Below are 20,783 nucleotides of genomic sequence, written 5' to 3'. Positions count from 1 at the left end.
TTATAAAGCTTGCAGCAAAGCATTTTCAGAAGAAACTCGCTGATTTTCCCCAATTAATGTAAGACCCTGTTTTGAGTCGAAGATTACAGCGTCATCATCGATTATTGTGCCAGTTCCAATTATAGCCTTTTCGATTATTACATTATTCCCGATTTTCACATTTGGCATTATCACGGAATTCTTTACGATAGAGCCCCTTCCAACTTGAACATTATAGGAAAGAACAGAATGGTCGACTTTCCCAAATACTAAACACCCTTCATTGATTAATGATTGGGTCACTTCAGCATCTTCAGATATATATTGTGGGGGGTGATTGGCATTCCCTGCGTATATTTGCCAGTCTGGGTCTCCAAGCTTGAAATCAGATGATTCTTCCAATAAATCCATATGTGCTTCCCATAAGCTTTCAATCGTACCTACGTCTTTCCAGTAACCTTTAAATCTATATGCTTGTAATTTTGCTTCATCATTCAGCATCTTTGGAATAATGTCTTTTCCAAAATCATTAGTGGAACTGCTATCCAGTTCGTCTTCAGTTAAATATTTTTTTAGATGTTTCCAATTAAAGATATAAACACCCATCGAAGCCAAATTACTTTTTGGATTTTTAGGTTTTTCTTCAAATTCAATTATTTGATCTGTTTCGTTAGTATTCATTATGCCAAAGCGATTTGCTTCTTCCCATGGTACCTCTATAACAGCAATGGTCGCATGTGCACCCTTATCAATGTGATCTTCAAGCATTTTATTATAATCCATCTTGTAAATATGGTCCCCTGAGATAACAAGTACATATTCCGGGTCGTTATGATCGATAAAATGAAAATTTTGGTACACGGCATTTGCGGTACCTTTGTACCATTCACCACCATCTTTTCCTTGATAAGGGGGAAGCATAGAAACCCCACCTTTATTGCGATCCAGATCCCACGGACGACCGTTGCCAATATATGAATTCAAAAGATGCGGGCGATATTGAGTAAGTATGCCGACAGTATCAATACCAGAATGTGTACAGTTGCTTAAGGTAAAATCGATAATCCGATATTTCCCTCCAAATGGTACAGCGGGTTTAGCTAGGTCACTCGTCAATTCACCCAGCCTTGAACCTTGACCACCTGCTAAAAGCATTGCAACCCATTTCTTAGATGTCATTTGTACTGACTCCCCTTTTTCTTGTTTTTGTTTCTTTCATGAATATAGAAATCCCTAGCGGTGGCACGGTTATTTCTAGAGTACAAGGTTGGTTATTGTGCGGTACCTTACTGGCCAGTATTGGAGCTGAATTTAACTGTCCCGATCCGCCAAATGCTGTAGCATCGCTATTAAATGCTTCGTAATATTTTCCGTTGGACGGAACTCCTATTTGATAGTTATGGTAAACATCAGATGAAAAATTACAAATAACAATACAATAATCGCCCTTCCGTTTTCCTTTTCTCATAAAGGTAATCACGCTTTGTTTTGCATTGTCCGGATCGATCCATTGAAAGCCGGTTTGCTCATGATCTAGGCGCCAAAGTGAACTGGTTTCCTGATAGAATTTATTTAATTCTTTATAGTATTTAAAAAAAGTGGAGTGAGCCTCAAAATCTAATAGCATCCAATCCATTTCTTGCGAGTATTTCCATTCGTCAAACTGACCGAACTCACTGCCCATAAATAGCAGTTTTTTTCCTGGATGTACGAACAAATAACCAAATAGGAGGCGTAAATTCGCAAACTTTTGCCAGTAATCTCCAGGCATTTTGTTTAACAATGACCTTTTTCCATGCACTATTTCATCATGTGAAAATGGAAGGACAAAATTTTCCGAAAAAGCATATAAAAATGAAAAAGTTAGTAAGTAATGATGCTCTGGTCGCTCATTTACATCAAGCTTCATATACTTAAATACGTCATTTGTCCATCCCATATTCCATTTATAATTGAATCCGAGACCACCAGCACTAGTCGGACTTGTTACTAGCGGCCATTCAGTTGCTTCCTCCGCCATCATGAGGGCACCGGGATATTTTCGGAAAATGGTTTCATTTAACTTTTTTAAAAAATCGATTGCTTCAAAATTTTCTTCACCACCATACTGATTCTTCAATTTAACTGGAAGTGGATTATCATGGTTTAGATAAATCATGGATGAAACTGCATCAATTCGAAATCCATCCACATGATAGACATCCATCCAAAACATCGCGTTTGAAATAAGAAAGCTAATTACCTCAGGTTTGCTATAGTCAAAGCTATATGTTCCCCAGATTGGCCGCTCGGCTCGCATAGGATCTGTAGATTCGAATAGAGGCGTTCCGTCGAACCGTCCAAGACCATGGACATCCTTACAAAAATGTGCGGGCACCCAATCAAGAATTACACCAATGCCCCTTTGATGGCATTTATCTATAAAATACTTTAGTTGCTCTGGTGTACCGTATCTGCTTGTCGCTGAATAATATCCAGTAATTTGGTAGCCCCATGAACCATCGTATGGATGCTCCATAACAGGCAGCAACTCGATATGTGAAAAGCCATTTTCAATTACATAATCGACTAATTCTTCTGCATGTTCTTGATAACTATAAAGCTCACCATCTTCTTTTTGTTTCCAAGAAGCCAGATGAACCTCGTAAATCATCATCGGTTTGTGGTAAATATCTTTCTTTGAGCGCTGTGCCATCCATTTTTGATCTTGCCATTGAAATGTATTTAGATCGTAAACAATAGAAGCTGTTGCTGGCCGCAACTCTGAATAAAATGCATACGGATCTGATTTTAATAACTTCCGTCCATCTGCTCCTGTAACCTCATATTTATAGATGTCTCCATGTACTAGCTCAGGAACAAATAATACCCAGATGCCAGAATGATTCAAGCGTTCCATTTGATGTTGGGTACCATTCCAATTATTAAAATTACCTACGACGGATACCTGTTTTGCATTTGGAGCCCAAACAGCAAAACGCACACCTTGAGTATCTCCCTCATTAAGTATATGAGCTCCAAGCATTTTATAACTTTCAAACAGTGTTCCCTCATGAAAAAGGTATACATCAAAATCACTAGGATATTGCAGGCTATTCTTCTTCATAATCTCTACCATTTCAACACCTCTTTCAATCTATGATTCTGGCAATCTAAATAACATTTCTCCACTAAATTATTCGCCACTTATCTTTAAACACCTTTAAATATTTCACTATTTTTAATAATCGATATATTTCGACAAAATAACAAGTAAACAGATGACTACGTTAGTCCCGGAAAGGATTGGAGTCTGCACGGAGAATCACTAATAAGTAGTTTTAAGCAGGTACAGAATTTTATAATTTCCTCAATAAATAAAAATCCTCCATAGTAATGGAGGATTTTAGTAATATTCATCTTGTTCGTGAAACTGAAATAACGAAAAGTATTAAAGCGCTTTAACCGAAGACTAATTATCAGCTGTCCTCCCACATACAATTTTTTATATCAAAATGTGATCAATAAGAATTTATGAAGTTACACTTGTATTTTAAGATCAGTCATTTCCTGTCAAATGTCTAGAAGGTGTAGTAATCATACGATTTAAAAATAAATAGGAAAGGGAGACGGACCAAGCTAGTGGCGTGTTGCCATTTGGCACATTTTTACCGCCAATATATAATTCAGGGACTTCCCAATTATCAGGTACGATTCGTTCCGTTTTATTTACATATTCATAAGCCTTATCATACATGCCCAGCTCAAAATAGCACATTCCTAACCAAGGTAGTCCGAAGCACCATTCAGCTTCGCTCCCTTCGTTGTAATATTGATCGTTTTCATAACGAATACATCCATTTTTTCGCTCTAGGCGTTCAGAAACCATCTGGACAATTTTAAGTGCTGTTGTCCTTTCAACTATACGATACGGATAGATAAGCGAAAGCAGCGATAAGTCTGTTTCTTTCGTTTCACTTTCCCGTGGTAAAAGAAAACGCAACGTCTCTTCACCTTTTTGAATCAGTTCCTCCTTAACATTTACAAGCATTTTCACCGCACGTAAGCCTGCCACGCATGCACCTACACTTGAAGCATGCAGTTCCATATTCTCTTCCCACATTCCATTATCCTTTGCCTGCCAGTACCCGAGACATTCTAGATAGTCGACTAGCTTCTGAACAATGGCGAGATCTTTTTCATCACGTAAAACCTTATGTCCATGGCTAACTCCCACCCCTACTCCCCATAAGAAGGCTCCTATTGCATCATTCTGAGCATGACCCCATTCCTGGCTCATTTCCTTTAAATCTGTAGAATATCGTGAGTGAATATATTCAAAAAGATAAATCGGTTTTTTTTCCCGATGAATGTCGATCTTCCATTCATAGGTTTTAAATAGATCAAACAAGGCATGATAAGCTTTTTCATACCGATCAGATTGGCTTTGTAAAAAAGGCAAAACCGTGTATACAACATCACGTATCCAAACAAAATGATAGTCCTTTGAAACACTGGCAGTGTAAGCGCCATTCGGTAGACGCATCCGATCTAAAACTTCAATTGCATTGTTGACTTTCATATACGAGTCCTCCCTTTATACCTTTTAGTAATTGTTAACCATTTGCGTTTATTCTAGACAAACCAATTCAAGAAAACGCTTACTTAATAAAATGAAGATATTTAAATACTTATATTTTATGTAGGGATTTCTAATTTGGAAAAGCAATAGACCTAGTTCCCAAAAATGTTCGGTTTGCTTAGGGATTGCTAAAAATTAATCTCATTAACAGTGTTAGTATCCAATGTTACTAATACCCCTAAAATAAAAATTCAAATCAACATTTAACAAATATCACTCGAGTCATGTCGACATTCTGATACTTAATTATCTTCCCTTCTATATGTCATACCAACTTATAAAAAAACATAACGATGCCCTTTTAAGGGTTACGTCATGTTTCGTTTTACGTCCAATTCTTAAAGTTGTTCTATGGCTTCCCTCAATATTTCATACGAACGTCTTCTAGCTTCTTGATCGTATACATAGGTAACAGCCATCAATTCATCTACGTGAAATGCTCCCAAGAATGATTTTAATTGCTCGATGATTTTATTTCGGTCGCCTTTAAAAGTATAAGCCGACATTCTACGGACCGCATTTTCTTCTAGGGGGTTCCAGAGACCTTCCATACTATCAACAGGGGGCTGCAGAAGTTCCTTTTTACCAGTAACTACATTTAAATAAAAACGATCACTAGTTGTAGAAAGCTTTTTCGCTTCCTCGTTTGTATCTGCTGCTATTACATTTACACAAACTATCACGTATGGTTCCGTTAAATACTCAGAAGGAACAAACTTATTTCGGTAAATTTCGATTGCCATTTCCATTTGCTGAGGGGCAAAATGTGCAGCAAATGCATAAGGTAGCCCTAATCGCGCGGCCAATTCTGCGCTTGATGTACTTGAGCCAAGGATATAAATTGGTACATTTGCACCTACACCTGGAAATGCATGCACTGTACTTTGGGAATCTATTGATTTAAAGTAATTTTGCAATTCCACCACATCCTGTGGGAAAGAGAAAGAAGTTTCCTGAGTCGTTCTGCGTAGAGCATGCGCCGTTTGCATATCCGTTCCTGGAGCACGGCCAAGTCCTAAATCCAGTCTATTCGGATAAAGGCTTTCTAGTGTACCAAACTGCTCTGCAACAACAAGTGGTGCATGATTTGGCAACATAATACCACCTGAACCTACTTTTATAGTTTCTGTTTTTTCCAACACATGACCGATTAAAATGGAAGTAGCGGAGCTAATAACATTCGGTGCATTGTGATGTTCCGTTAGCCAATACCGATTGTAACCTAGCTTTTCTGTAAATTGTGCAAGACTAACCATATCCTTAAAAGCTTCTTTATTTGTCTGATCTTCTTTTACGGCTACTAAATCCAAAACCGATACAGGAATGGACTGAAGTTTTCTATTCATATATTTTCTCTCCTTCGATAACATACATCTCCATCTGATAATAGAGCCAAGTAAAAATTACTTCAAGGTATCTGCTTTATTAGTGACAGAAACTAAAACAGTTATTGGATTGGAATATTTGCCGAACTCTTTAGTTAGAATTTGAATCTCTAGGTAAATTTCTCATATTAAAAAGCCCATCCTCAAAGGATGAGCTTCCATCGCTTCCTATGTTTTTAGTGTTTTGCTTTTCAACAAAAATGTTATTTCCCTATAATTCTTTTGCTATTTCCTTAACTATTTCATCAATCGCAGTGGAAGCCCCCGATTTGTTTTGGACTAACACACTAAAAATATAAGACTGTCCGCTACTTGCTTCTAAATAACCACTCAGTGTACTAACTCCAGTTAATGATCCTGTTTTTGCATAGACTTTTCCAGCTGTTAATGGGTCTTTTAAGCGATTTCTTAACGTACCACCTACCATTCGATCTGTATTTGCAGCTATTGGTAAGCTATTAAAATAGGTAGTAAACCAATCTTCACCTTGCACTTTAAATAACAACTCACTCATAGTTAAACTCGAAACCCTATTTTCATGAGACATTCCAGAACCATCTTCAAATTGCCAATCTGCCATATTAAGGTTAATAGAATTTCCGTATTCTCTTAAAACTTGTAAACCTGCCTCTGTGCTACCATGATGATTTTTAACTTTACCCATTGTTTTCACTAATATATCTGCAATACCGTTATTACTAAGTTTCATATACGGAATTAGCAGTTCCTCTAGTGTCATCGATTGCTTCTTTGCGACGAGTTGAGCACTTTTTGGTGTTGCAGCTTGAAATACTTTGTCTTTTGAATACTCGATTCCTGCTTCTGCTAAAACCTCTTGGAACATGGATAATGTATGTGTAGTTGGATGTTTGACAGTCACCCATTCTCTTTTGGTCTTATCGATAGGAAGGTTCCCACTAACGACAATCTTGTTTGTTTCGTACAATCTTTCAATTGTTACTGTATTGGGTTTTCCTGCTTCCACTGTCCCTGCTTCGTTTACTATTTGTAAATCGCCAATATGTGGCGTTACTTTAATAGATGGCAAGTCGCCAACAGCAGTACCGATTGCTTCAACAATAATAGTACCAGTGTCATAATCTGTGTTTGGAGATGTAGTTAAAGCTGAAATAGGAGCAGCGTAATAATAAGACTCGTCCCCAACCCAAATTCCTGGTGTCAATAAATCATTATCAAACCATTTGTCATCCCCGACAATCCGCCCATCAACTTTATGAATACCCTTTGCTTTTAACTCTTTTGCGAACCGTTGTAAGTCTTCTATAGATAAGGTTGGATCACCTTCTCCTTTTAAATATAGATTTCCTTTTAAAACTCCATTAGAAATCTTTCCAGATGTATACAGGCTCGTAGTAAAACGATAATCCTTACCTAGTACATCTAAAGCTGCGGCAGTAGTCAACAGTTTCATATTAGATGCTGGTTTTACAGCTGTAAGCGCATTATAGTCATATAGAATTTCTCCTGAAAAACCGTCTCTTATAGTAATACTCACTTCTGCTCCAGCTAGTTTTTCGTCTACCATGTTAGTAATAGAATCACTCAAGGTTTTATCTATTACTTCCTTAGCTTGTGCGCTATTTTGAAAAGTAATCATTCCCAATACCAGTATCCAAGCCATCATCATTGTCATCCATTTTCTCTTCATGTTTTCCCTCCTAATCTGAATTTTAAAAATATTGCTTAGGAGTATATTCATCAAAAAGAAAATTTATCCTTTAAAACTATAAAAAATAGGCTTTTCGATGCGGGTAAATCTTATTAATCCACATCGATAAACCTAATCTTAAGAAGTACAAAATATATATTTTAATTCTTATTCACGAATGGATATTATTCATTCGATTCATTTCCCGTTTCATCTCCATTTCATGTTTTTTCAGTTCTTCTGAAAACATACTTTCAATTCCTTGTTTATCACCGAACATGAGGATGAAATCACCTTCTTGAAGTTTCGTACTAAGTCTCTTTTTTCGAATTATAATTTCTCCACGCTTAATTAATAAAACATTTATGTCCTCCACGGAATTTAGTTTTTCGCCCAATACCTCGCCAATCATCTTGGAGGTACTATGTAGAGGAATTTCCACTAAGTAATCATCTTCTTCTGTTAGAAAGACTTCTTTTATTGTCAAATCCTGAAGATCAAAATTCCTTTCTAATTCACGTTTGAACAAATTGGATAGTCTGTTCTTTACTTTATCACTTTTCAATACAAAAAGGCACAAAACTAGTATTCCAGCTGCGTAACCTATTTTCATCGTGAAAAATTCATCTGAGAGAATGCTACTAATGGCTGAAATAATTACTGCTAATGAAAATGCTCCAAAAAGAATTAAAAAAGCTCCAAGATTCCTTCGAATGGGATGATCAATAATTAGTTCTGACTCTCCTGTGGTAAATCCAGTTCCTGTAAGCATAGAAATAACCTGAAATCTTGCAATATGTTTTTTCAGTCCAGTAAAAGTAAAAAGTATGGTTATAATTTCTATGACAACCAAAATAATCGTTAGATAGATAAAAATAAATAAATATCCCATTTGGTTCTACCTCCGATTGTTATGTGAAATATCACTTAACCTCAACTTCCCATAATGGATCAATTTTAAACATATTAGATTCTGTTTTTCATAAACACAGTAAGAAAAATAATTTTAATGACGATGTTCCTCCAATAAAAAAAGCATTCAACAACATTACATTGGCGAACACTTTAATAGTTAAAAGATAATACGGGTTAACGCCTGGATTTACAGCTAAATATTCTCTGGAGTTGTATGAAAACGCTGTGCGATTCCTTAATAATGATCACACGATTGAACAATATATATATAAATCCACCTTTAGATAAATATTTTGTATGCTTCTAATTACCTCTCCTATTTATGAGTTCACAAAAAAATATGCGTATATAAAAAATCTCAAGAGGTTATAGTACTTTCTTATGAAGGTGCGCTTCTTCTTAAAAGCATTCAACTCTTTCTACTCAAAAAAAGCCCACATACAAAGGTCTGTGGACTCATTTCAATATATTTTTTACTCGTTGCACAAACTCCTCCGTATCATAGGAAAAGTATAACTGGCTTGCAAGTCTAACAGGATCACCAAAGAAAAAACGTTCATATAATGTTTGTCTTGTGCCAAACGGGCTCATCGTTAAGTCCCAAGCTAATCGGAACAGTTTGACACGGTCCTCTCCATTGCCTTCACTGGACTGTAAGTAGTGATTTAACTCTTTTCCAATAGATGATTGAAAAGCATTTTCTGTTGGGATGGACATAAGTCCACTGGCACCTAGGACCTGAATTATTTCTGTAAACTTCGGATAGATGCGCGGAAATACATTCATAGCAATTTGTAATGTAGCGCGATCTGGTTGCAGCCATCCACCTTTATCAATTTTGGCTTCGACTTCTGATTTTATTAATAATGCTTTCATGGTCTCCAAAGCCACGATTATTTCAGATGCCTTTTCTTGAACATGCTGATATTCTTCTATATTAATGGTTTCGATAATGGATTGGACAATCCCCAATATAAACTCAGTTTTTACAATCTGCCTAGATACTACTTGATGCAGGGTAAATGGGAGGAACGAACTCGACTTCATAAAATTATTTGAAATAGCAATGTTATCATAATAAAATACGCGCTCCCAAGGAACTAAAACATTATCAAACACTACAACACTATCCATTTCTTCATATTTCGAACTTAGTGGATAGTTAAAAGTAGAATCGCCTCCTACAAATGATTCCCTACAAAGAAACCTTAAACCTTTAGTATTACTAGGTATGGAAAATGCGAAACTATTATCTTCTTCTACTTTCCCACCCGAAGAGATAACTACTAATTCATCCGTTATTCCACCCTGTGTTGCAAGGAGACGGGCACCTTTTACAATAATTCCTTCATCGTTTCTATCTATTATTTTTGCAGCAATCGGTTCGTTCGAACGTTCAACATACAATGATTTACGATTTACTTGTGGTTCTATAAACGTATGGGTCATGGAGATATCATTTTCTCTTGCATATTCATAAAATGTTTGTAGATTATCTGGAAAACAGTTCTTTTGATCCTGCAAAAAATGAAGGGAGGAAGCTAGAGCCATTAAGACGGTATTCATATAATCTGGACTTCTTCCCATTAGCCCATTATTCAATTTAGCCCAGTGCTGTATCATTTCACGTCTCAAAACTAAATCCTCTTTTGTCTTTGGCTGTAAGTACGACAATCCTACCTGCTCTTTTGTAGTTGGTGATTGAAACGTTAGGGCTTTATGATGTTGAAGATCGTACAGTGCAGCCTGACTAATTATTATTCCTTTAAATGCAGGATGCTCCGAGATATTTCCCGTAACAGGCTTACCATCTATCCAAACGTCCGTTTTGAGTTGGTCAATTCGTTTTATATATTGTCTCCCCGTTATAGCTGGCATATTCTGATCACTCCTATTGCATCAGGCTGTTCTTAGCATTATATTATTACTATTTAAGTGGAGTTGTGACAAATTCAAAAAGATTGTATAACGAAAAAACCAGTCTCCAAATTTAATCTAGGAGGCTGGTTGTAGATAGCATATGCGAGAACTAATGTTCAGTTCAAGTTAATTATTTTAATTAAAGTGTTCCACCAGACCCACCATCGATATTAACGGAAGTTCCAGTTACATATGACGCTGCATCTGATACTAAAAAAGTAATGACATTTGCTGCTTCTGCTGTTTCACCAATTCTATTTAGTGGAATCGAAGGACCTACTACATCTCTAGAATATTCTTCCCAAGTAAGTTCTGGGGCATTCTTTTTCCACATTGACTCGATTTGATTACTTCTGATAAGTCCAATACAAACTGTATTAACACGTATATTATCTTTACCTAAATCTTTACTCATCGCTTTCGTCAATGCCATTCCAGCTGCTCGACTAACCGTAGTTGGTAAAGAATTAGCAGGAGGTGTTTTTCCCAAAACTGCCGTTACGTTAACGATGGCTCCACCACCCACTTTTCTCATATAAGGAATTGCAGCTTTTGAGGTATGTATCGCTCCAAATAATTTCAAGTCTAAATCTGTTTGCCATAAATCTGTATCAACTGATTCAAAATGATTCGCAGACGAAGTGCCAGCGTTATTAACTAAAATGTCAACACGCCCATAATGATCTACTGTTTTCTGAACGATTCGTTTACACGCTTCTTCTTTAGTAATATCACCGGGCACAACTAATACTTCTTCACCTGTTTCAGCTTTAATAAATGCCGCAGCCTTCTGTAAGTCTTCTTCACCACGAGCGCAAAGAACGACATTCGCTCCCTCTTTAACTAATTGTAATGCTGTTTGTAAACCTATCCCTTTACTTGAACCAGTAACTATTGCTACTTTTCCTGATAATCCTAATTCCATTAGGTTGCCCCCTCTATTTCTGTAATCTTATTCATCTTTTATTATATTACAAGTTTATTATTTGTCAGAATTATTGCTCATACAAATACCGCGGATAAAATTTAGGGTTTGGTTAAAAGATGATACGAAAGAATTTGGTGTCTCTGTTAAAATCGAATTACTACTGAAACGCATTAGGTGATTAATATTCAAATTGAAGAAAGCCAATGACTAATCTTGCTAGTCATTGGCTTTCTATCATTTAATCGCTCAATTGTTACATTATTTTCAATAGATTTGCCATTTCGATTGCTGATATGGCTGCATCGTATCCTTTGTTTCCAGCTTTTGTACCTGCTCGTTCAATTGCTTGTTCAATAGATTCTGTTGTAACAATACCAAAAATAACCGGTACTCCAGTTTGTAAACCTACTTGCGCAATTCCTTTTGCCGCTTCATTACATACATAATCATAGTGAGTAGTAGATCCCCGGATTACTGTCCCAAGCCCGATAACAGCGTCGTACTTTTGTGATTCAGCCATTTTTTTTGCAATAAATGGCACTTCAAAAACCCCTGGAACCCAAGCTACTTCAATGTGATCATCCGCTATACCATGACGTTTTAATCCATCAATTGCACCATCTACTAATTTTGCATTGATGAAATCATTAAAACGACCTACGACAATTCCTATTTTCAATTCTGTACCGATTAAGTTTGCTTCTATTGTTTTCACCATTTTGTTCTCTCCTTAGCTAGCTTTAATATTTTGTAAATAAATTGATAATTCTTCTATCGTTACAATTTTCAATTGGAATTGCTTTGCAAACTCCATTAAATCAGGTAGTCGTGCCATTGATCCATCGTCTTTCATAATTTCACAAATTACACCAGCTTTTGCAGACCCACAAAGCATTCCAAAGTCAACAGCTGCTTCTGTATGACCACGTCTTTCTAATACACCACCAGGCTTTGCAATAAGCGGAAAGACATGTCCAGGTCGCTTAAATTGAAGAGCATTTGCTTGAGGGTTAATAACTTGCAGCATTGTTTCTGAACGATCAAATGCACTAATACCTGTAGATGTACTCTCGTGATCTATGGACACAGTGAATGCTGTTTGATGAAAATCAGTATTGTCATAAACCATCGGATGTAATAACAATTCCTCTGCTATTTCTTCATGAATTGGCATACAAATTAACCCACGACCGTACATAGCCATGAAATTGATATTTTCAGGTGTTGCAAATTCTGCTAAGCAAAGGAAATCTCCTTCGTTTTCGCGGTTTTCATCGTCTACTAATATAATAAGCTTCCCTTGTTTTAAATCCGTAATTGCTTCTTCTATTGTATTTAGCAATATTCTCTTCTCCTTAAAAACCATTCTGAGTTAAAAAGTCTCTTGTAATAGTCGTTTCTTTTTTATCCGTAACATACTGATGCACATATTTCCCTAGCATGTCACATTCTAAATTGACTAATTCACGCTCATTTTTTTGACCTAATACTGTTTCTTGATTTGTATGAGGAATTAGTGAAACAGTAACTATAGTCTTTGATATTTCAAAAATCGTTAAACTTGTGCCGTCTATCGTAATAGATCCTTTCGGAATGCAATAATTACTGACTTCTTCGGGTATTGTAATATCAACATAAACTGCATTAGCAGTAGGTCGCTTCTTTAATATTGTACCGACACCGTCCACATGTCCTGAAACAAAATGTCCACCGAATCGTCCATTTGCGGCCATTGCCCTTTCTAAATTTACTACTGAACCACTGTTTAACAATTTAGTTGTAGTCGCGTGAAACGTTTCTGGCATAACATCTACAGTAAACTCTGATGGTGAAAACGCAATTACTGTTAAACAAACACCATTCACAGAAATGCTATCGCCCAATTTTATGTCCTCTAAAATCCGTTTGGCACGGATAACAAGTTGCATACTGCTAGCACTTTGTTGAACGTTCTTAACTATGCCAAGCTCTTCTACAATTCCTGTAAACATTTTATCCTCCCTTTATGATGAAAATAGTTTAAGTGAGCAATTTATAACTCTCTTATAAACAAAAACTCCGCACACAAATGTGTCGGAGGAAAATTAGGTAGATTCAAATAAGCCTTTTAGCAATAATTCTCAAAAGCATTGATCTACTCCTTCTCCCATCCAGACTATAACTGTCGGCTTTGGATTTACACCAAATCATGCGTTTTACGGCTCACAGGCTTTGAGACTGCTCTCTTACTGTCGATTGGGACTTTCACCCGACCCCGAAGGAATGTTATTCAATTAAGAAAAGCAAAAAACGCTTTTTGTTAACCCTGACAAAGTTCGTCTGTGACGAGCTTTGCGCTGGAGCTAAACATTAAAAAACGCATCCAAAATTTATCGGATGCGAGAGAAGTCATACTTTAATAAGCCCCTTCATAGCAGTTTTTAGAAAAACTAAAAAACCTCTACAATAGGCGACCTACTCCTTCTCCCATCCAGACTGTAACTGTCGGCTTTGGATTTACACCAAATCATGCGTTTTACGGCTCACAGGCTTTGAGATTGCTCTCTTACTGTCGATTGGGACTTTCACCCGACCCCGAAGGATAATTATTTAATTGGTATAACCATAGCAAGTCTTTATGTAATTTGCAAGGAAATAATATTTTTCCGTGTTTGTTATCAAGGAAGTTCTATATCTATCAATAAATCATAAAATACATAGATTCCACATTATAAAGTAAGGGGAAATGAAAATGTTCGCAGTTCATTTTATGGAGAAAAATATAATCGTTTTAACTCAAGTATTGAGAGAAATCCCATTAGTAGATACCGATTTAAAAATTAAAGGTAGAAAAGGCAAAGTAGTTAGTGTTCATGAAACAGAAAAAGATGGAATTCATGTACAGGTTGAATTTGAGAAAGTGATAGATAAAAATAAATCTTCCATAAAAGATCTTGGAAAGAAAAAAAGAAAATAATATTAAGCATTATAAAACCCGTTGAATGACTGTGAATCATTGAACGGGTTTTTTGTATTAGTGAATATCTCGTTTTTTGAAGCTCCCGCCTCTCACTTCTGCTACTTCCGTGATCACGACAAAAGCACTAGGATCCAATTCTTTTATTATCGTAATTAGTTTGTTCTCTTCCATCCGAGTGATTACACATGTGACAATATCAATTGTTTCGTTTGAAAAGCCACCTCTACCACTAGAATATGTAACTCCTCGACCTAAGCGATCCTGAATTGCAGAACCAATTTCCGACGATTGTTTACTAACAATACGAACAGATTTTGAATTCTCTAGCCCCACTTGAATAACGTCAATCACAATTTTAGCTATGTAGTAAGTTGTAGCTGAGTAAAGTGCACTTTCTAATCCATAAATGAAGCCTGCACCAATGAATATAAATGCATTGATAAATAAAATCACATCACCAACTGAAAATGGGACTTTTCTAGAAACTAGAACAGCTAATACTTCTGCACCATCTAAAGCTCCACCGTTTCGAAGTACAACTCCTATACCAATACCAAGCATAACACCCCCAGAAATTACTACTAATAAGGGATCCTTTTCACTTAAAATGGGCTCAATTTGATGCATTAAAACTGTAGAAATAGATAACGACGCAATCCCAATAATACTCATTATTGCAAAGGTCTTACCGACTTGTTTATAACCTAAGTATATAAATGGAATATTTAATACAAATAACAATACTCCAAGAGGTACACCAAACAAGTAAGTACCCATGATACTAATACCTGTAACTCCACCATCAATTACGGAGTTCGGTATTAAGACTGCTTCTAGTGCGTAACCTGCAATTGCCGCACCAATTACAATCAAAATTATTCGACGGATTTTATCCGCTAGTTTATTCGTTTGCATGCAATAGAAACTCCTTTAAGTAATAGATTAACAAAAGTTGTACCTATTTAATCTTAAAGAAAAACTAGCTTGCATACAAGTCAGAGCATTATTTTTACAGAAGAAAAGCCTGTCAATTCGAGATATTTACAGGCTTTCTAAGTATACTGTTTATTAGGTTCCACAAAATGTTTTGTATGGTCCTGAAGTATCTGGTGGCAGTGTAGTGTAATCAATATAATCGGAACTATAATCGTAAGGATTAGAAATTACTTTAAGTAAATTTTCAAATACACTATAGTCTTCTTTTTCTACCGCTGCTTCAAGTGCTTCTTCTACTCGGTGGTTTCGCGGAATGACTATGGGATTACTTTTTTGCATTAATTGTTGGATGAAATCTTTTGATACATCTTGTTCTTCAAGTCTCTTTTGCCACTTTTCATGCCACTGGTCAAAATTATCTTTTCCATATAAGTCTATTTCTTCTATTTTACCAAGCGTCAATAAGCGAAATGTATTTGTATAATCTGCACCGTACTGCTCCATAAGTTGAAGCAAGTTATCAATTAACGAAATATCCCCTTCTTCTATATTAAAGATCCCTAGCTTATTCCCCATCCCTGTCAGCCAATGAGTCTCGTATATTTTGGGATAAGCTGTCATTGCTTCTTGCGCCTGTTTCACAGCTTCATCTTGGTCCTCATGAATAAGAGGCAATAAACTTTCTGCTAATCTTGCTAAATTCCAACCCGCAATATTCGGTTGATTTTCATAAGCATAGCGACCCTGGATATCGATAGAGCTAAATACTGTATTAGGGTTGTAGGTGTCCATAAACGCACAAGGTCCATAATCGATGGTCTCGCCACTGATTGTCATGTTATCTGTGTTCATTACACCATGGATAAACCCAACAAGTTGCCATTTAGCTATGAGAGCCGCCTGACGCGTAATCACTTCTTGGAGGAATAAAAGATATCGATTTTCTTTATTCATTAATATTGGATAATGTCTTTCAATTGCATAATCTGCTAAAGCCTGAAGCTCTTCATGAGTTCCCCATTTTGCAGCAAATTGGAATGTTCCTACACGCAAGTGACTAGCAGCAATACGTGTCATCACTGCACCTCGTTGGACAGTTTCTCGCATAATATCCTCACCAGTAGTGATTACAGTAAGACTACGGGTTGTTGGTATTCCAAGCGCATGCATCGCTTCACTAATAATATACTCACGTAGCATTGGTCCAAGTCCTGCTCGGCCATCTCCTCCTCGAGAATAAGGTGTTCTCCCAGAGCCCTTCAGCTGTACATCAAATAATTCTCCTGAAGGGCTTATATGTTCACCGAGCAACAGAGCTCTTCCATCTCCTAACATAGTGAAATGCCCAAATTGATGCCCAGCATAAGCCTGAGCTATAGGTATCCCACCTTCTATTATTGTATTGCCAGCAAGCTGTTCCACACCTTGCTTACTCTCTAAGGCATTAGAATTTAGCCCGAGTGAAGTTGCTAATTCTTTGTTTAGTTTGACTAATTGAGGATTACCTACAGGATTTACGTTAATTGCCGAGAACATAATATTTGGAAGACTCATATAAGTATTTTCCAAGTTCCAGCCTACATTGAATTTATTTGACACAATATCTACCTTCCTTCTTATGAAGTGAAAATAACTAGCTACTTCTTTCCAATTATTATACCCTTACATGGAGTCACATACGCCTTCGATGAACTCTACTTTGGTTTATAATATTATTCTTAATATTAATTACCGGTATATTTAACCAGTCCTACTGAGTTAAATGGATTATATTAATTTAATATTTGAAAAAACACGAGCCGTATCTGGCTCGTGTTTTTTCTTTCAACTTATAAAAATTCAGGATAAGAAGTAAAATTAACACTGGATTCTTATAGTGCTAATGCTTCTGGTTTTTTCTTTTCTCGTGTAAACAATTGAATCACTAACAGGATTGCAAAAATTATTAATCCAGCAATATCCGAGAAGCTTTCCGGATAGATTAAAAGCAACCCAGCGCCAATTGCAATTATTCTTTCAATCCATGTTACTTTGCGATACCAATAACCAATCATTCCTGCTCCAATTGACATCATCCCAATGATAGCGGTAAAAACAACCCATACCACTTCCCAAAACGAAGTATCAATCATTAAGAGGGCTGGAGAGAATATTACCATATATGGAATGATAAATGCAGCAATTGCTAATTTAGCAGCTACAACTCCAGTTCTTATAGGATCTCCACCAGATACTCCTGCTGCTGCAAACGCCGCAAGTGCAACCGGTGGTGTAATATCTGCTATTATACCGAAGTAAAATACGAATAAATGTGCAGATAAAGCGACAACTAAAGGAACTGTTGCTCCTGCAGGCATATCAAGCATCAATAGAGTGATAATAGCTGGTGCAGCAATTGTTGATGTAATTACATAATTGGCAGTTGTTGGAGAACCCATACCTAAAACAATAGATGCTAGCATTGTAAAGAAAAGGGTTAAGAAAATATTTCCACCTGATGCAGAAATAAGACCATTTGCTAGACTTAAACCTAATCCGGTTTTTACAACTACTCCAACAATTATACCGGCTGCAGCTGTTGCAGCTGCAACACCCAATGCAGTTCTTGCTCCATCAACTAAAGCATCTATAATATCTTTAAAGTTCATTCTTGTTTCTTTATCGATTGCACTAAATACTACAGCGGCAACGATACCCCACAATGCTGCTTGCATCGTTGGTACACCTATAAACATTAAAACAATGATCGTTACAATTGGTATTAATAAATATAACTTTTTCAAAACTTCTTTTCGATCAGGCATCTCTTCTTTAGACATACCTTTTAATCCAACACGTTTTGCCTCAAAATGTGTCATGATCCATATACCAGCAAAATATAAAACTGCTGGTATTGCTGCTGCTTTTGCAATTTCCCAATAAGTTATACCACCGATAAACTCTACCATCAGGAATGCTGCTGCTCCCATAATTGGAGGCATTAATTGTCCACCTGTAGAAGCAGCTGCTTCTACTCCACCTGCAAATTCCTTACGATACCCAAGCTTTTTCATCATTGGAATCGTGTATGAACCAGAAGTTACTACGTTAGCTACAGAACTTCCCGAAATAGTACCCTGTAATGCACTGGAGAAAATCGCAACCTTTGCAGGTCCCCCTGTTAATCTACCTGCAAGTGTTACAGCAAGGTCATTAAAGTATTGTCCAACTCCGGTCTTTACTAGGAATGAACCGAATAACAGGAAAACAAATATAAATGTAGCAGATACACTAATCGGTGTACCTAATATACCATCTGTTGTAAAGAACATTAGATGCACTAAGCTGCTTAAATCCTGCCCTCTGTGAGCTAGGAAACCTGGAAAATACGGTCCGAAAAACGCATACACTAAGAAAACAGTAGCGATTATCGTAATAGGTAACCCGACAGTTCTCCGAGCAGCTTCTAAAGTTAATAGTATTGCTAAAGCACCTACTATGAAATCTAAGCTTGTCATTGTTCCAACTCGGAAGACTAACTCTTGATATTGAATTGGCCAATAAAGACCCACTCCGATGGATAGTAAAGAAAAAAGATAATCATAAATTGGTATTTTTCTATTACTTATTGATTTTTTTCGCGCAGGGAACATTAAGAAGATAAGGGATAAGGCAAACCCTAAATGAATCGATCGTTGAATATAAGCTGTAAATTGGCCTTGGATCGCAGTATATAGCTGGAATAAAGAAAATGCTAACAATCCAAAGAAAATTACTTTTTTCATTATGCCATCTACAGACCTTGTATTAGATTCAGGATCATATTTCTGTAAAATAGCTTGCTGCTCTTCTTCTGATAACTGCTGAAATGATTCTGTTTCTGTGGATTCGCTATTTGGCTTTACTTTTTTTTCAGTCATTTAAACTTAACTCCTTTCCATTGATCATATAGCGAAATATTTTTTACTTTGAATTCATAAGCTTTACTTCGTTCTAATAATTTTTTTAAATCATAATCCCTTTGCTTATATTGAAATATTAAATCCATTTCAATATTGGCAACTAGAATTGTAAAGGAATCGATCACTTTATCATCATACGAAAGTTTATACATACCGTCTTTCACTTCAAAAGTTTGCCCTTCTTCAGCATATCCTGGCATCCCAATCGCTAAATCCTCATAAGCCATTGAAACTAGTTGAATTTTGACATCCTTTGTAATTCTGTAGGATTCTATTACATCGCTTTTATGTATAGAATGTGTGTACCTAACTTGGAATTCCCGTTCATCCTCAACCTTTAAATAATAAAATTTTGGATCATCACTTCTTGTTTCTGTAAAAACAAATGCTTGCTTAAATGGCAAGAAAAATGCAAGTCCAATTACACAAATGAGGCTTATTATTCCATACATTTTAAGAAATCGCATGTCTTCGCCACCATTCTTTCAATTAAAAAGGGGCATGTAAGCAAACGCAACATGCCCCCAAGCATTTAGTTTTATTTATTTACTTCATCAAAGTACTTTTGAGCACCTGGGTGAATTTTGATTCCAATACCTTCAAGACCTGTTTCTGGTTTGATAAACTGTCCTTTCGGATGTGTAATGCTAGCAGCATTATCGTAAATTGCTTTTGTCATTTCGTAAACTAAGTCCTCTGGTAGCTCGTTAGTTACAGCTAGCATCGCTAATACAGACACGGTTGGAACATCTTGTGTTAAGCCGTAAGTACCTGAAGGCACTACGTCTTTAGCATAATATGGATACTTTTTAATAAGCTCATCTGCTTTTGCATCTTCAACTGGAACAATTACTACATTTGCTACTGCATTTAAGGCTTCTACAGCACCAGTTGGAGTTCCTGCAGTAATAAATGCAGCATCAATTTGACCAGCCTGTAAGCTGTCTTGGGATTCTCCAAAATCTAGGTTTTGTGGATCAATATCATCCATCGTCAAACCATGAATTTCAAGTAGTTGTTCCGCGTTCGCATATGTTCCTGATCCAGGAGCACCTACAGAAATTTTCTTTCCTTTTAAATCAGCAAATGACTTAATACCAGTTTTGTCCGTTGTTACTAATTGAACTGTTTCTGGATAAAGTGCACCAAGTGCAGAAATCGTATCAACTTTATTGTCCTTAAACATTAACTCACCTTCTGTTGCATAGAAAGCGATGTCAGTTTGAGTGAAAGCTATTTCTGCTGTTCCTTCTTTTAAAGCAGTCATGTTTGCTGCTGAGGCTTGTGAAACCTCTGCTGTTGTTTTAATCCCAGTATCCTTCGAAATCAATTCAGCAAATGTACCTCCAAGTGGATAATATGTCCCTTGGACCCCACCTGTTAACAAACTTAAAAACTTGTAATCTTCTTTTTTCTTACCAGAATCTCCATCTGATGAAGATCCCTCATCTGTTGAGCCACAAGCTGCAAGTATTAACAAAACAAAAACGCTTAGAATACTTAACAACTTAAATTGCTTTTTCTTCATGC

At 36.5% G+C, this 20,783-nt stretch carries 16 protein-coding genes, 1 pseudogene and 2 riboswitches; of the genes and pseudogenes, 1 reads left to right on the top strand and 16 read right to left on the bottom strand.

What is annotated here, in order from left to right:
• The 11 genes and pseudogenes from BLR36_RS03005 to ribE (BLR36_RS02955) all read right to left on the bottom strand — a co-directional run bounded on the left by BLR36_RS03005 (position 1) and on the right by ribE (BLR36_RS02955) (position 13,408).
• Entirely contained in the window at positions 1-1,158 is a 1,158-nt protein-coding gene (locus BLR36_RS03005; RefSeq protein WP_093060226.1) for a glucose-1-phosphate adenylyltransferase, read from the bottom strand.
• Positions 1,148-3,097: a 1,4-alpha-glucan branching protein GlgB gene (glgB, locus tag BLR36_RS03000; RefSeq protein ID WP_093060225.1), complete on the bottom strand. Its 1,950-nt coding sequence runs from the start codon at positions 3,095-3,097 to the stop codon at positions 1,148-1,150. The genes BLR36_RS03005 and glgB overlap by 11 nt, the downstream gene beginning before the upstream one ends.
• 420 nt (positions 3,098-3,517) lie before the next feature.
• Positions 3,518-4,540, bottom strand: a complete 1,023-nt coding sequence (locus BLR36_RS02995) for a glycoside hydrolase family 15 protein (RefSeq protein ID WP_093060224.1) — start codon at positions 4,538-4,540, stop codon at positions 3,518-3,520.
• A gap of 398 nt (positions 4,541-4,938) precedes the next feature.
• Positions 4,939-5,946, bottom strand: a complete 1,008-nt coding sequence (locus BLR36_RS02990; RefSeq protein WP_093060223.1) for an LLM class flavin-dependent oxidoreductase — start codon at positions 5,944-5,946, stop codon at positions 4,939-4,941.
• 250 nt (positions 5,947-6,196) lie between these two features.
• Positions 6,197-7,654 (bottom strand): D-alanyl-D-alanine carboxypeptidase/D-alanyl-D-alanine endopeptidase, encoded by a 1,458-nt coding sequence (gene dacB, locus BLR36_RS02985; protein WP_175453949.1) that lies wholly within the window; start codon positions 7,652-7,654, stop codon positions 6,197-6,199.
• A gap of 172 nt (positions 7,655-7,826) precedes the next feature.
• Complete coding sequence (locus BLR36_RS02980) at positions 7,827-8,546, bottom strand: TrkA C-terminal domain-containing protein (RefSeq protein ID WP_093060221.1); 720 nt, start codon at positions 8,544-8,546, stop codon at positions 7,827-7,829.
• 479 nt (positions 8,547-9,025) lie between these two features.
• A complete protein-coding gene (hpaB, locus tag BLR36_RS02975; protein WP_093060220.1) occupies positions 9,026-10,447 on the bottom strand; it encodes a 4-hydroxyphenylacetate 3-monooxygenase, oxygenase component in 1,422 nt (473 codons plus the stop codon).
• 181 nt (positions 10,448-10,628) lie between these two features.
• Complete coding sequence (locus BLR36_RS02970; protein ID WP_093060219.1) at positions 10,629-11,414, bottom strand: SDR family NAD(P)-dependent oxidoreductase; 786 nt, start codon at positions 11,412-11,414, stop codon at positions 10,629-10,631.
• Between the two features lie 256 nt (positions 11,415-11,670).
• Entirely contained in the window at positions 11,671-12,135 is a 465-nt protein-coding gene (gene ribE, locus BLR36_RS02965) for a 6,7-dimethyl-8-ribityllumazine synthase (RefSeq protein ID WP_093060218.1), read from the bottom strand.
• Positions 12,136-12,171: 36 nt separating this feature from the next.
• Positions 12,172-12,759: pseudogene (ribB, locus tag BLR36_RS02960) on the bottom strand (3,4-dihydroxy-2-butanone-4-phosphate synthase); the annotation flags it as partial.
• 13 nt (positions 12,760-12,772) lie between these two features.
• Positions 12,773-13,408, bottom strand: coding sequence for a riboflavin synthase (gene ribE / locus BLR36_RS02955; RefSeq protein WP_093060216.1), 636 nt, complete (start codon positions 13,406-13,408; stop codon positions 12,773-12,775).
• A 143-nt stretch (positions 13,409-13,551) separates the two neighbouring features.
• Positions 13,552-13,683: riboswitch (FMN riboswitch) on the bottom strand.
• Positions 13,684-13,871: 188 nt separating this feature from the next.
• Positions 13,872-14,003: riboswitch (FMN riboswitch) on the bottom strand.
• Between the two features lie 145 nt (positions 14,004-14,148).
• Between ribE (BLR36_RS02955) and BLR36_RS02950 the strand changes: the two genes are divergently transcribed.
• Positions 14,149-14,373 carry a hypothetical protein gene (locus BLR36_RS02950; RefSeq protein WP_093060215.1) on the top strand — a complete coding sequence of 75 codons (225 nt, stop codon included), beginning with the start codon at positions 14,149-14,151 and terminating at the stop codon, positions 14,371-14,373.
• A gap of 57 nt (positions 14,374-14,430) precedes the next feature.
• Here the strand turns inward: BLR36_RS02950 and BLR36_RS02945 are convergent, their stop codons facing one another.
• The 5 genes from BLR36_RS02945 to BLR36_RS02925 form a co-directional block, all read right to left on the bottom strand.
• A complete protein-coding gene (locus BLR36_RS02945) occupies positions 14,431-15,291 on the bottom strand; it encodes a YitT family protein (protein WP_093060214.1) in 861 nt (286 codons plus the stop codon).
• Positions 15,292-15,444: 153 nt separating this feature from the next.
• Positions 15,445-16,911, bottom strand: coding sequence for a protein adenylyltransferase SelO (locus tag BLR36_RS02940; RefSeq protein ID WP_256371001.1), 1,467 nt, complete (start codon positions 16,909-16,911; stop codon positions 15,445-15,447).
• Positions 16,912-17,183: 272 nt separating this feature from the next.
• Complete coding sequence (locus tag BLR36_RS02935; protein ID WP_093060213.1) at positions 17,184-19,211, bottom strand: TRAP transporter permease; 2,028 nt, start codon at positions 19,209-19,211, stop codon at positions 17,184-17,186.
• Positions 19,208-19,720, bottom strand: coding sequence for a DUF1850 domain-containing protein (locus tag BLR36_RS02930; protein ID WP_093060212.1), 513 nt, complete (start codon positions 19,718-19,720; stop codon positions 19,208-19,210). Before BLR36_RS02930 ends, BLR36_RS02935 begins: the two co-directional genes overlap by 4 nt.
• 71 nt (positions 19,721-19,791) lie before the next feature.
• Positions 19,792-20,781 carry a TAXI family TRAP transporter solute-binding subunit gene (locus BLR36_RS02925; protein WP_093060211.1) on the bottom strand — a complete coding sequence of 330 codons (990 nt, stop codon included), beginning with the start codon at positions 20,779-20,781 and terminating at the stop codon, positions 19,792-19,794.
• Positions 20,782-20,783: the final 2 nt, after the last annotated feature.

The sequence above is a fragment of the Psychrobacillus sp. OK028 genome, assembly GCF_900103605.1.
In the GTDB taxonomy this organism is placed as follows: domain Bacteria; phylum Bacillota; class Bacilli; order Bacillales_A; family Planococcaceae; genus Psychrobacillus.
This window is presented reverse-complemented; position numbering and strand designations above follow the sequence as displayed.

Bases quoted from the DNA above. Each gene is read 5' to 3' on its own strand.
- BLR36_RS02980 (WP_093060221.1), bottom strand. From the start codon at position 8,546: ATGGGATATTTATTTATTTTTATCTATCTAACGATTATTTTGGTTGTC.
- BLR36_RS02970 (WP_093060219.1), bottom strand. From the start codon at position 11,414: ATGGAATTAGGATTATCAGGAAAAGTAGCAATAGTTACTGGTTCAAGT.
- BLR36_RS02925 (WP_093060211.1), bottom strand. From the start codon at position 20,781: ATGAAGAAAAAGCAATTTAAGTTGTTAAGTATTCTAAGCGTTTTTGTT.
- BLR36_RS02995 (WP_093060224.1), bottom strand. From the start codon at position 4,540: ATGAAAGTCAACAATGCAATTGAAGTTTTAGATCGGATGCGTCTACCG.
- BLR36_RS03005 (WP_093060226.1), bottom strand. From the start codon at position 1,158: ATGACATCTAAGAAATGGGTTGCAATGCTTTTAGCAGGTGGTCAAGGT.
- BLR36_RS02950 (WP_093060215.1), top strand. From the start codon at position 14,149: ATGTTCGCAGTTCATTTTATGGAGAAAAATATAATCGTTTTAACTCAA.
- BLR36_RS02945 (WP_093060214.1), bottom strand. From the start codon at position 15,291: ATGCAAACGAATAAACTAGCGGATAAAATCCGTCGAATAATTTTGATT.
- BLR36_RS02930 (WP_093060212.1), bottom strand. From the start codon at position 19,720: ATGCGATTTCTTAAAATGTATGGAATAATAAGCCTCATTTGTGTAATT.
- ribE (WP_093060218.1), bottom strand. From the start codon at position 12,135: ATGGTGAAAACAATAGAAGCAAACTTAATCGGTACAGAATTGAAAATA.
- BLR36_RS02935 (WP_093060213.1), bottom strand. From the start codon at position 19,211: ATGACTGAAAAAAAAGTAAAGCCAAATAGCGAATCCACAGAAACAGAA.
- hpaB (WP_093060220.1), bottom strand. From the start codon at position 10,447: ATGCCAGCTATAACGGGGAGACAATATATAAAACGAATTGACCAACTC.
- ribE (WP_093060216.1), bottom strand. From the start codon at position 13,408: ATGTTTACAGGAATTGTAGAAGAGCTTGGCATAGTTAAGAACGTTCAA.
- dacB (WP_175453949.1), bottom strand. From the start codon at position 7,654: ATGAAGAGAAAATGGATGACAATGATGATGGCTTGGATACTGGTATTG.
- BLR36_RS02990 (WP_093060223.1), bottom strand. From the start codon at position 5,946: ATGAATAGAAAACTTCAGTCCATTCCTGTATCGGTTTTGGATTTAGTA.
- glgB (WP_093060225.1), bottom strand. From the start codon at position 3,097: ATGGTAGAGATTATGAAGAAGAATAGCCTGCAATATCCTAGTGATTTT.